Raw genomic sequence first — 11,542 nt, 5'->3', positions numbered from 1 at the left:
CCGCACTAGAACAAACTTATATATCTGAAAAAATTAAGGAACTTAACCCTGATGCGTGAGCTCTTAATGCCAGTAGATGCTTTTCATCAGGAGAAACACCCCATGCGTAAGACTTTAGCTATTGCCTTGATGTTGACCGCTTCCCTCGGTCTCGCGGCCTGCGATAAAAAATCCGAGGACAAAGCTCAAGATGCTGCCAAACATGCTGAGCAAGCTCAGCAAGACATGAGCAAAGCTCAGGATAAAGTGAACGACGCGGCGAAAGAAAACGCCGAAGCCGCCAAAGATCAGGCTGAATCGAACGCAGAAGCGGTAAAAGAGGCTGCTCCAGCCGCTCCGACTGCTCCAGCTGCCCCGGAAGCGCCTAAGAACTAATACGGTTTTTAGCGTGACAAAAGAAAACCCGCCAAGTGCGGGTTCTCTTTTGCCTTGATAAAAGTGGTTAGAGCAAAATCGTTCGAAAAGTCGGACTAATCATCAGCAACAGCGAACAGATCAATCCCACCAGCCAAACCAGACTGCGTTGCCAAGCCAGGTCCTTCCAGTAGCACACCAGGTAGATAACCCGCGTGATCACGAAGATGATCGCCAGGCAATCGATCAGCCAGCCCGCCGTCTGCGTGGTATGCGCCATCAACACACCCACCGCGAACAATATGAACGCTTCGAAACTGTTCTGATGCGCCGCCAGCGCCCGGGCTCCCAGACCTGTGAGTTGCATCTGCTGTTGGCGCGGCAGGTGGTTATCGTAACCACCCTGCTCTTTCATGGCCCTGGTCACGGGCATTCGCGCCAGATAAATCAACACCGCACTGATAAACACGCACCAGAATGGAATACTCATCAAGCTGCCTCTTTAATTGCCTCCGGCAACGGCGCCTCTGTAGGGGTATAGACCATCACGTCAAGAACGTCGGAATGAAACTCGCGGCGGTACAAAACAAACACGACGCCGGCACTCATCAACATGAACAGCCACGGGCTGACAAACCAGGCCAGCATGGTCATGCCGAAGTAGTAGGAACGCAGCCCGAAGTTGAACTGGTTGGCGGCCATGGAGATGACGCGGGCGGCGCGTGAAGCGAATGCTTTGCGCTCTTGCTCCGATACATGGCGCTCACCGACCATCGGCGCCGAACCTACCAGTACCGCCGCAAAGTTGTACTGGCGCATGCACCAGCTGAACGTGAAGAACGCATAGACAAACACCAGCGCCAGGCACAGCAACTTGATTTCCGACATGCCCTGGGACGCCTGTTGCACCATCGGAATATCCGCCAGCAAGGATACCGCCCGTTCCGAAGCCCCCAATACCGTGAGAATACCGGCCAGGATAATCAATGTACTGGAGGCGAAGAACGACGCATTGCGCTCCAGATTGCCGATCACGCTGGCATCGGCGATGCGGTTGTCGCGCAGCAGCATGCGGCGCATCCAGTCTTCACGATACAGGTGCAGCACACTGGCCAGGCACGCGGTGTCACGGCCTTTCCATGTGGCATAGCGGGTGTACCCGCCCCAGCAGATAACAAACCAGACGGCGGCAAGAATGTGGATCAGGTTGGCTTGGATGAACGACATGCAGGTCCTTGTGATGTGTTTGCGGTGTACATAAACCCTGTAGGAGCGAGCTTGCTCGCGAAGACCCTGAGAGCAACGCGTTTATCCAGAAATCACGCGCTATAGTTCACGACCTTCGCGAGCAAGCTCGCTCCTACAAGGGCCATGGCAGTATTTCGACGTTAGCGCAGAAGAAAAGACACCGCATCACCCCATAAAAAAATGCCCCGTATCGATTGATACGGGGCATTTCTGTTTTGTTCACAGGCCCGCTTGTGACGGGCCGGTAAAGCTTAAGCCAGCGCTTCTTCGCGCTTGCCCAGCAGACGGTCGCAGACCACGGCGACCACCAGCGTCATCACCGACGGCACCAACCACGCCAGGCCCTGCTCGCTAAGCGGCAGGTGGGCCATTTGTGTTGGCATCCAGTCCGCCAGGCCGGCCCCCTTCAGGGCATCGATCAGGCCGAAGATGAACGACACCAGCATCACCGGGCCGAGGATACGACCCTGCTCATGCCAGAAGTCCTTGCAGAAGCTCAACGCCACCAGAACGATGCACGGCGGGTAGATCGCGGTCAGTACCGGGATCGAGAACGCGATCAGCTTGGTCAGGCCCAGGTTGGACACCAGCAGCGAGAACGCCGCCAGGATGATTACCAGTGTCTTGTAAGACAACGGCACCACACGGCTGAAGTACTCGGCGCAGGCACAGGTCAGGCCGACCGCGGTCACCAGGCATGCCAGGGAAATCAGCACGGCCAGGAAACCGCTACCCAGCGAACCGAAGGTGTGCTGCACGTAAGCGTGCAATACCGCCGCGCCATTGGTAGCGCCAGCGGCCACTTCATGGCTGCCCGAACCGAGGCGGAACAGGCTGACATACACCAGTGCCAGACCCACGCCGGCGATCAGGCCAGCGATGATCGCATAGCGGGTGATCAGGGCTGGCGACTCGACGCCGCGGGAACGGATGGCGTTGACGATGACGATGCCGAACACCAGGGCGCCCAGGGTATCCATGGTCAGGTAACCATTGATGAAGCCTTGGGAAAACGGTGCTGCAACGTATTCAGGGGTTGCATGGCCAATGTCACCGGCCGGCAAGGCGAATGCTGCAATGCCCAGCGCGGCCAGGGCGATGATCTTCAGCGGCGCGAGGAAGCGCCCTACGGTATCCAGCAAACGGCCCGGATACAGCGAGATGAAGAACACCAGCAGGAAGTAAACCGAGCTGTAGAGGAACAGAGCCAGCGGGCTCTCGCCGGTCAGGGGCGCCAGACCCACCTCGAAGGATACCGTCGCGGTACGTGGCGTCGCGAACAGCGGGCCAACAGCGAGGTAGCAAGCCGCTGCCAGCAGGCCACCGGCCACTTTACCGATCGGGCTGCTCAAGGCATCCATTGCTCCGCCGACCTTGGCCAGCGCCACGACGGTGATCACCGGCAGACCAACTGCGGTGACCAGGAAACCCAGCGCCGCCATCCAGACATTGGGCCCGGACTGTAAACCGACGATAGGTGGGAAGATGATGTTGCCAGCCCCGACGAACAGGGCAAACGTCATAAAACCAAGTGCCAGGATGTCCTGGCCTTTCAACACTTTCATTAAGGAAATACCACACTACTGAATCGGAATTTAGAGAGGGATTTCCCTATGGGTGAGGGAAATGCTGTCAGTCCGTATAAGACCGACCCTTTTAGCGCGTTGCGCGCCTTGTGGGCCGCAGACGCAAAAATGGCGCATAGACTAACGAATTTGACCGATAAACGCACTGTTAGAGGGCGAACTATCCGATCTACGACATTTGCGTGTCGCATTTTCGCATGTAAATGGTTGGCGCCTGTAAGTCCGCCTTCGCGAGCAAGCCCGCTCCCACATTGGTACGCGTACAAAATGTGGGAGCGGGCTTGCTCGCGAAGAGGCCGGTACCGCCAACACAAATCCCGGAAACGACAAAGGCCACCCGAAGGTGGCCTTTGTTTGGTGAAGCGTCAGCTAAGCGCGAGGCTTACTTGACAGCCCAACCAGTCAGCTCGGCCAGGGCCTTGCCGATGTCTGCCAGCGAACGCACGGTTTTAACGCCTGCGTCTTGCAGAGCAGCGAATTTCTCGTCTGCAGTACCTTTGCCGCCAGAGATGATTGCGCCAGCATGGCCCATGCGCTTGCCCGGAGGAGCAGTCACACCAGCGATGTAGGAAACAACCGGCTTGGTCACGTGTGCCTTGATGTAGGCAGCCGCTTCTTCTTCAGCCGAACCGCCGATCTCACCGATCATCACGATCGCTTCGGTCTTCGGGTCTTCCTGGAACAGCTTCAGGATGTCGATGAAGTTCGAACCCGGGATCGGGTCACCACCGATGCCGACGCAAGTCGACTGACCGAAACCGGCGTCAGTAGTCTGCTTCACAGCTTCGTAGGTCAGGGTGCCGGAACGGGAAACGATACCGACCTTGCCTGGCAAGTGAATGTGACCTGGCATGATGCCGATCTTGCATTCGCCTGGGGTGATCACGCCTGGGCAGTTAGGGCCGATCAGGACTACGCCCAGCTCGTCGCACTTAACTTTAGCGTCCAGCATGTCCAGGGTAGGAATGCCTTCGGTGATGCACACGATCAGCTTGATGCCGCCGAAAGCAGCTTCCAGGATCGAATCTTTGCAGAAAGGAGCCGGAACGTAGATCACGCTGGCGGTGGCGCCAGTGGCAGCTACAGCGTCTTTAACGGTGTTGAACACTGGCAGGCCCAGGTGCTCGGTACCGCCTTTGCCTGGAGTTACACCACCAACCATCTTGGTGCCGTACTCGATGGCTTGCTGGGTGTGGAAACTACCTTGCGAACCGGTAATACCCTGGCAGATAACTTTGGTGTCTTTATTGATCAGGACGCTCATTATTTGCCCTCCGCAGCTTTGACAACTTGTTGAGCAGCGTCGGTCAGGCTGGTAGCAGCGATGATGTTCAAACCGCTTTCTGCCAGTACTTTAGCGCCCAGCTCAGCGTTGTTGCCTTCAAGGCGAACAACAACCGGGATTTTCACGCCGACTTCTTTCACTGCACCGATGATGCCTTCGGCAATCATGTCGCAGCGAACGATGCCGCCGAAGATGTTGACCAGTACTGCAGCGACGTTAGTGTCGGACAGGATGATCTTGAACGCTTCGGTAACGCGTTCCTTGGTAGCACCGCCGCCCACGTCGAGGAAGTTGGCTGGTTTGCCGCCATGCAGGTTGACGATGTCCATGGTACCCATGGCCAGGCCAGCACCGTTGACCATGCAACCGATGTTGCCTTCCAGCGCTACGTAGTTCAGTTCGAACTTGGCAGCGTGCGCTTCGCGCGGATCGTCCTGCGACGGATCGTGGAAAGTCTTCAGCTTAGGCTGACGGTACATGGCGTTGGCGTCGATGTTGATCTTGGCGTCCAGGCAGTGCAGATCGCCGTCAGCCTTGATCACCAGCGGGTTCACTTCCAGCAGGGCCAGGTCGTGATCCTTGAACAGTTTGGCCAGACCTACGAAGATCTTGGCGAACTGGGCAACTTGCTTGCCTTCCAGACCCAACTGGAATGCCAGCTCGCGACCCTGGAATGGCTGAGCGCCAACCAGTGGATCGATAGTGGCTTTCAGAATTTTTTCTGGAGTGTCGTGAGCGATTTTCTCGATGTCCACGCCACCTTCGGTGGAAGCCATGAACACGATACGACGGCTCGAACGGTCAACGACAGCGCCCAGGTACAGCTCTTTAGCGATATCAGTGCACGATTCAACCAGGATCTTGGTGACTGGCTGACCATTGGCGTCAGTCTGGTAAGTCACCAGACGCTTGCCCAGCCACTGCTGTGCGAAGGCTTTGGCGTCTTCTTTGCTGCGAACCAGCTTTACGCCGCCCGCTTTACCGCGACCACCGGCGTGGACCTGGGCTTTGACAACCCACTCGCTGCCGCCGATTTTGTCGCAAGCTTCTGCTGCTGCTTCCGGGGTGTCTACCGCGTAACCGGTGGAAACTGGCAGGCCGTACTCAGCGAACAGCTGCTTACCCTGATACTCGTGAAGATTCATGCTTATTACCGTCTTCGTTAGGTACTGCGCATTCGGTGCTGCACTCATTCAAGTGCCGCACCACCTGTGACTGCTGCTTGCATAGCCTTTCCGGATACCCGGTGCAGCTATGCAAGACTGCGTCCAGCGGATATTCCGCGGTGAGTCTTGCATGCAAGGCTCACGACGGGCCATTCCGCCGTGGTTTCTTATTGTCTTAACGCTTCTTGCGGTTGGCGATGTGGATGGCGCCGCCATTCACAGCCAAAGCAGCTTCGTGCAAGGCTTCAGACAGGGTCGGATGGGAGAAAACCATCATGCCCAGGTCTTCAGCGCTGGTGCCGAATTCCATACCGATCGCGCCCTGCTGAACCAGTTCTGCAGCGCTCGGGCCAATCACGTGGACGCCCAATACGCGGTCTGTCTTGGCATCTGCGATGACCTTGACGAAACCACCGGTGTCGTTGGCAGCCATGGCACGGCCAGAGGCTGCGAACGGGAAGGTGCCGACGTTAACTTCAACGCCTTCAGCTTTCAAGGCCTGCTCGGTTTTACCGACCCACGCGATTTCCGGGTGAGTATAAATAACCGAAGGGATCAGATCATAGTTCATCTGGGCCTTGTGGCCCTTGATGCGCTCGACAACCATGATGCCCTCTTCCGAGGCCTTGTGCGCCAGCATCATGCCGCGAACCACGTCGCCGATGGCGTAAACGCCCGGTACGGTGGTGGCGCAGTGATCGTCAACGTGCACGAAACCGCGCTCGTCCAGGGTCACGCCGCAGTCGGCAGCCAACAGATCAGTGGTCACCGGACGGCGACCAACGGCTACGATCAGCTTGTCGAAAGTGATGTTCTGTTCGCCCTTGGCATCGGTGTAGTTCACCACGACTTCGTCGCCGTTCACTTTGGAACCGGTGACGCGAGCGCCCAGCTTGATGTCCAGACCCTGCTTGGTCAGGGTTTTCAGCGCTTCCTTGGAAACAGCGGTGTCCGCTGCCATCAGGAAGGTGTCCAGGGCTTCCAGGACAGTCACTTCTGCCCCCAGACGCGACCAGACCGAACCCAGTTCCAGACCGATCACGCCAGCACCGATCACGCCCAGACGCTTGGGTACGGATTGGAATTCCAGGGCACCGGTGGAGTCGACGATCACATTCTGGTCAACCGGAGCTGGCGGAATGTCGATCGGACGCGAACCTGGAGCCAGGATGACGTTTTCGGCTTCGATGATTTCTACCGAGCCATCAGGCTTGGTGACTTCAACTTTCTTGCCGGCCAGCAGCTTGCCGTGACCCTGGATCGAGGTCACACCGTTGGCTTTGAACAGGGTCGCAACGCCGGAGGTCAGGCCTTTGACGATGTTGGCTTTACGGCCGACCATCGCTGGCACGTCCATGGTCACGCCAGCGTGATTGATACCGTGGATCGCGAAACCGTCCTGGGCTTCGTGGAATTTCCAAGAACTGTCCAGCAGGGCCTTGGATGGAATGCAGCCGACGTTCAGGCAGGTACCGCCCAGAGCCAGTTTGCCTTCCTTGTCGGTGTACTTCTCGATGCAGGCCGTCGAAAGACCAAGCTGAGCGGCCTTGATGGCAGCCACATAGCCGCCAGGGCCAGCGCCGATCACTACTACGTCAAATTTCTGCGACATTCAAAAAATCCTCTTTAGCGAAAAGCTTCAAGCCGCGAGCGGCAAGCCAGGCTGCGGGTTTTCCGACAGCCCGGGCTTGCAGCTCATGGCTGCTTCTATCAGATATCCAGCAACAGACGAGCCGGATCTTCCAGCAGGTTCTTGATGGTCACCAGGAAGGTCACAGCTTCTTTGCCATCGATCAGACGGTGATCGTAGGACAGTGCCAGGTACATCATCGGACGGATAACGACCTGGCCGTTGATGGCCATCGGACGCTGGATGATGTTGTGCATGCCCAGGATGGCTGCTTGTGGCGGGTTGACGATCGGGGTCGACATCATCGAACCGAAAGTACCACCGTTGGTGATGGTGAAAGTACCACCGGTCATTTCGTCCATCGACAGTTTGCCGTCGCGGGCTTTCTTGCCGAAGGTGGCGATGCCGCCTTCGATTTCAGCCAGGCTCATCAGTTCGGCGTTACGCAGAACCGGTACAACCAGGCCGCGATCGCTGGAAACTGCAACGCCGACGTCAGCGTAGCCGTGGTAAACGATGTCGCCGCCGTCGATCGACGCGTTGACAGCCGGGAAGCGTTTCAGCGCTTCGGTGGCTGCTTTCACGAAGAACGACATGAAGCCCAGGCGCACGCCGTTGTGGGACTTCTCGAACAGGTCCTTGTACTTCGAACGCAGCGCCATGACTTCGGTCATGTCGACTTCGTTGAAGGTGGTCAGCATCGCCATGTTCGATTGAGCTTCAACCAGACGCTTGGCCACGGTGGCACGTACGCGGGTCATCGGTACGCGCTTCTCGATGCGATCGCCAGCAGCGAATACCGGAGCGGCAGCGGCAGGTGCAGCAGCCTTGGCAGGCGCGGCAGCCGGAGCGGCTTTCTTGGCTTCGACAGCGGCAACCACGTCTTCCTTGGTTACACGACCATCTTTGCCGGTGCCTTTGACGGAAGCCAGGTTGATGCCGTTTTCTTCGGCCAGCTTGCGAGCAGCTGGAGCCGCGATAGCGTCTTCGTCAACGCCGGCAGCTGGAGCTGCGGCAGCAGCGGCCGGAGCAGCAGCAGCAGCAGCAGCAGCGCCGCCTTCAACGATGGAGCCCAGAACTTCGTCGGACAGAACGGTTTCGCCTTCGTTCTTGACGATAGCGCCCAGCACGCCGTCAGCGGTAGCCAGCACTTCCAGCACGACTTTGTCGGTTTCGATGTCGACGATCAGTTCGTCGCGCTTGACCGCGTCGCCCGGTTGTTTGTGCCAGGTGGCAACGGTGCCATCGGCAACCGATTCCGGGAAAGTGGGGGCTTTGATCTCGATAGCCATTGTCTGTGGTTCCTTAAATTCGGTTTCAGGTGCGCGAAGGCGTTAAACAGTAAAGGCGTCTTGCAGCAGTTGTTCCTGCTGTTCGGCGTGCATCGATGCGTAACCGCATGCAGGTGCAGCAGAAGCCTCACGGCCCGCGTACTCGAGTACGAGAGACTTGTTGAGGTTGCTGATGCTGCGACGCATGTGGTGTTGGCTGCAGTACCACGCACCCTGGTTCATCGGCTCTTCCTGACACCAGACGGCATGCTTGGCGTTGGTATAAGGAGCCAGGACTTCTTTCAAGTCGTCCTCAGGGAATGGGTACAGCTGCTCGATACGCACGACAGCGATGTCGTCACGACCTTCGGCACGGCGTTTTTCCAGCAGGTCGTAGTAGACCTTGCCGCTACACAGAACAACGCGCTCGACCTTTTTCGGGTCTTGGGCATCGATTTCCGGGATAACGGTCTGGAACGAACCTTCGGCCAGATCTTCCAGCGTCGAGATGGCCAGCTTGTGGCGCAACAGCGACTTCGGAGTCAGGACTACCAGTGGCTTGCGCAGCGGGCGGATCACCTGACGGCGCAGCAAGTGGTAGATCTGAGCCGGCGTCGTCGGCATGCACACCTGAATGTTGTGCTCGGCGCACAACTGCAGGTAACGCTCCAGACGAGCCGAGGAGTGCTCCGGACCCTGACCTTCATAACCGTGCGGCAGCAGCATGGTCAGACCGCACAGGCGACCCCACTTGTGCTCGCCACTGGTGATGAACTGGTCGATAACTACCTGGGCGCCGTTGGCGAAGTCGCCGAACTGGGCTTCCCAGATAACCAGGGCATTCGGCGTGGTGGTCGAGTAACCGTACTCGAACGCCAATACCGCTTCTTCGGACAGGAACGAGTCGTACAGGTCGAAGCGTGGCTGACCGTCGTACAGGTTCTGCAGCGGGATGTAGGTGCCCGCGTCCTTCTGGTTGTGCAGGACAGCATGGCGGTGCGAGAACGTACCGCGGCCGATGTCCTGGCCAGTCATGCGAATCGGGTGACCTTCGAACGCCAGGGTCGCGTACGCCATGGTTTCGGCGTAACCCCAGTTGATCGGCAGGCCGCCGGCTTGCATCTTCTGGCGGTCTTCGTAGATCTTGGCAACCTGGCGCTGAACCACGAAGCCTTCCGGGATTTCCAGCAGCTTGGCGGACAGTTCCTGCAAGGTCTTGAGGTCGAAGCGAGTGTCGTGACGCGCGGTCCAGGCGTGGCCCAGATACGGACGCCAGTCCACGAACAACTCTTTGTTCGGCTCTTTGACCAGGCTTTTGACCACGTGCAGACCGTTGTCCAGCGCGTTGCGGTACTCGTCGACTTTCGCCTTGACACGCTCAGCATCCAGCACACCGGCCTGGGTCAGACGATCGGCATACAGCTCACGGGTGGTGCGCTGTTTGGTGATCTGCTGATACATCAGAGGCTGGGTGCCGCTTGGCTCGTCGGCCTCGTTGTGGCCGCGACGACGGTAGCAGACCAGGTCGATCACCACGTCACGCTTGAACTGCATGCGGTAGTCGATGGCCAGCTGGGTCACGAACAATACGGCTTCCGGATCATCACCATTCACATGGAGGATCGGCGCCTGGATCATTTTCGCAACGTCGGTCGCGTACTCGGTGGAACGCGAGTCCAGCGGGTTGCTGATGGTGAAACCGACCTGGTTGTTGATCACGATGTGCACGGTACCGCCGGTCTTGAAACCGCGGGTCTGCGACATCTGGAAGGTTTCCATGACCACGCCTTGACCGGCGAATGCAGCGTCACCGTGGATGGAGATCGGCAGAACCTTCTCACCGGTCGGGTCGTTGCGACGATCCTGACGGGCGCGAACCGAACCCTCGACCACCGGGGAAACGATTTCCAGGTGGGACGGGTTGAACGCCATGGCCAGGTGAACTTCACCGCCGGTGGTCATCACGTTGGACGAGAAGCCCTGGTGGTATTTCACGTCACCGGAACCCAGCTCGACCTTCTTCTTGCCTTCGAACTCGTCGAACAGCTCGCGCGGGTTCTTGCCGAAGGTGTTGACCAGCACGTTCAGACGGCCACGGTGGGCCATGCCGATGACGATTTCCTTGGTGCCGTAGGAGCCGGAACGCTGGATCAGCTCGTCGAGCATCGGAATCAGGCTTTCGCCGCCTTCCAGACCGAAACGCTTGGTACCCGGGTATTTGGTGCCCAGGTATTTTTCCAGGCCTTCGCCGGCGGTCACGCGCTCGAGCAGGTGGCTCTTGATGTCGGCGGAGTACGTCGGACGACCGCGCACGCTTTCCAGACGCTGCTGGAACCACTGGCGCTGCTCGGAATCGGTGATGTGCGTGAATTCAGCGCCGATGGTGCGGCAATATGTCTGCTGCAACGCTTCGTGAATTTCGCGTAGGCTCGCTTCCTCTTTGCCGATGAACAGGTCGCCGGCACGGAAGGTCGTATCAAGATCGGCATTGGTCAAGCCGTAATGATTGATCGACAGGTCTGCAGGTGCAGGACGCTGCCACAGCCCCAGCGGGTCAAGCTGGGCTGCCTGGTGGCCACGCATACGGTAGGCCTGGATCAATCGCAGCACTTCAACTTGCTTCTTCTCGTGCTCACTGCTCACGCTGCCGGCGGAAACCGGTTGGGCGCGGCGCTGGTTCTTTGCCAGCAAGACGAAATGATCGCGAATTGTGGAGTGCGAAACATCGGTGGCAGAGTTGCCGTCAGCAGGCAACTTCTGGAAGTAGGTGCGCCACTCTTCTGGCACAGCGTTAGGGTCGTGCAGGTAGAGCTCGTAAAGCTCTTCCACATAGGCAGCGTTACTACCGGATAGGTAGGCGCTGTTCCACATGCGCTGCATCACGCTTTCTTGCATGCTTGGTCACCCTCGGTTAGGGGAACACCATCGATGTCGACACCGAGCAAACTTGCAGAAGTCCGAATGCAGCGACCAAAACAAGCCACTAGGATCACACTGATAGT

The 11,542-nt window shown here is 58.2% G+C and carries 9 protein-coding genes; 1 reads left to right on the top strand and 8 read right to left on the bottom strand.

The genetic code is table 11. The annotated features are described in order from the left end of the window. Nucleotides 1–102 precede the first annotated feature (102 nt). Entirely contained in the window at nucleotides 103–375 is a 273-nt protein-coding gene (locus PspS34_RS07735; RefSeq protein WP_150814887.1) for a hypothetical protein, read from the top strand. A 67-nt stretch (nucleotides 376–442) separates the two neighbouring features. Here the strand turns inward: PspS34_RS07735 and PspS34_RS07730 are convergent, their stop codons facing one another. From PspS34_RS07730 to PspS34_RS07695, 8 genes are all read right to left on the bottom strand, one after another. Next, nucleotides 443–844 (bottom strand): MAPEG family protein, encoded by a 402-nt coding sequence (locus PspS34_RS07730; protein ID WP_150814888.1) that lies wholly within the window; start codon nucleotides 842–844, stop codon nucleotides 443–445. Further along, entirely contained in the window at nucleotides 844–1,581 is a 738-nt protein-coding gene (locus tag PspS34_RS07725; protein ID WP_090453895.1) for a DUF599 family protein, read from the bottom strand. Before PspS34_RS07725 ends, PspS34_RS07730 begins: the two co-directional genes overlap by 1 nt. 272 nt (nucleotides 1,582–1,853) lie before the next feature. Continuing rightward, a complete protein-coding gene (gene brnQ, locus PspS34_RS07720; RefSeq protein ID WP_154860743.1) occupies nucleotides 1,854–3,167 on the bottom strand; it encodes a branched-chain amino acid transport system II carrier protein in 1,314 nt (437 codons plus the stop codon). Nucleotides 3,168–3,570: 403 nt separating this feature from the next. Then, nucleotides 3,571–4,452: a succinate--CoA ligase subunit alpha gene (gene sucD / locus PspS34_RS07715; RefSeq protein WP_007919877.1), complete on the bottom strand. Its 882-nt coding sequence runs from the start codon at nucleotides 4,450–4,452 to the stop codon at nucleotides 3,571–3,573. Further along, a complete protein-coding gene (gene sucC / locus PspS34_RS07710; protein ID WP_007919879.1) occupies nucleotides 4,452–5,618 on the bottom strand; it encodes an ADP-forming succinate--CoA ligase subunit beta in 1,167 nt (388 codons plus the stop codon). Before sucC ends, sucD begins: the two co-directional genes overlap by 1 nt. A 196-nt stretch (nucleotides 5,619–5,814) precedes the next feature. Further along, nucleotides 5,815–7,251: a dihydrolipoyl dehydrogenase gene (lpdA, locus tag PspS34_RS07705; protein WP_007998079.1), complete on the bottom strand. Its 1,437-nt coding sequence runs from the start codon at nucleotides 7,249–7,251 to the stop codon at nucleotides 5,815–5,817. A 98-nt stretch (nucleotides 7,252–7,349) separates the two neighbouring features. Then, nucleotides 7,350–8,561 carry a 2-oxoglutarate dehydrogenase complex dihydrolipoyllysine-residue succinyltransferase gene (gene odhB / locus PspS34_RS07700; RefSeq protein ID WP_154860744.1) on the bottom strand — a complete coding sequence of 404 codons (1,212 nt, stop codon included), beginning with the start codon at nucleotides 8,559–8,561 and terminating at the stop codon, nucleotides 7,350–7,352. Nucleotides 8,562–8,603: 42 nt separating this feature from the next. Further along, on the bottom strand, nucleotides 8,604–11,435 hold the full coding sequence (locus PspS34_RS07695) for a 2-oxoglutarate dehydrogenase E1 component (protein ID WP_154860745.1): 2,832 nt from the start codon (nucleotides 11,433–11,435) through the stop codon (nucleotides 8,604–8,606). Between the last annotated feature and the right edge of the window lie 107 nt (nucleotides 11,436–11,542).

It is taken from the genome of Pseudomonas sp. S34 (genome assembly GCF_009866745.1).
Lineage (GTDB): Bacteria > Pseudomonadota > Gammaproteobacteria > Pseudomonadales > Pseudomonadaceae > Aquipseudomonas > Aquipseudomonas jessenii.
Note: the sequence above shows the minus strand (reverse complement) of the source record. Positions and strands in the feature narration are given on the sequence as shown.

Bases quoted from the DNA above. Each gene is read 5' to 3' on its own strand.
- sucD (WP_007919877.1), bottom strand. From the start codon at position 4,452: ATGAGCGTCCTGATCAATAAAGACACCAAAGTTATCTGCCAGGGTATT.
- odhB (WP_154860744.1), bottom strand. From the start codon at position 8,561: ATGGCTATCGAGATCAAAGCCCCCACTTTCCCGGAATCGGTTGCCGAT.
- PspS34_RS07695 (WP_154860745.1), bottom strand. From the start codon at position 11,435: ATGCAAGAAAGCGTGATGCAGCGCATGTGGAACAGCGCCTACCTATCC.
- PspS34_RS07730 (WP_150814888.1), bottom strand. From the start codon at position 844: ATGAGTATTCCATTCTGGTGCGTGTTTATCAGTGCGGTGTTGATTTAT.
- PspS34_RS07735 (WP_150814887.1), top strand. From the start codon at position 103: ATGCGTAAGACTTTAGCTATTGCCTTGATGTTGACCGCTTCCCTCGGT.
- brnQ (WP_154860743.1), bottom strand. From the start codon at position 3,167: ATGAAAGTGTTGAAAGGCCAGGACATCCTGGCACTTGGTTTTATGACG.
- sucC (WP_007919879.1), bottom strand. From the start codon at position 5,618: ATGAATCTTCACGAGTATCAGGGTAAGCAGCTGTTCGCTGAGTACGGC.
- PspS34_RS07725 (WP_090453895.1), bottom strand. From the start codon at position 1,581: ATGTCGTTCATCCAAGCCAACCTGATCCACATTCTTGCCGCCGTCTGG.
- lpdA (WP_007998079.1), bottom strand. From the start codon at position 7,251: ATGTCGCAGAAATTTGACGTAGTAGTGATCGGCGCTGGCCCTGGCGGC.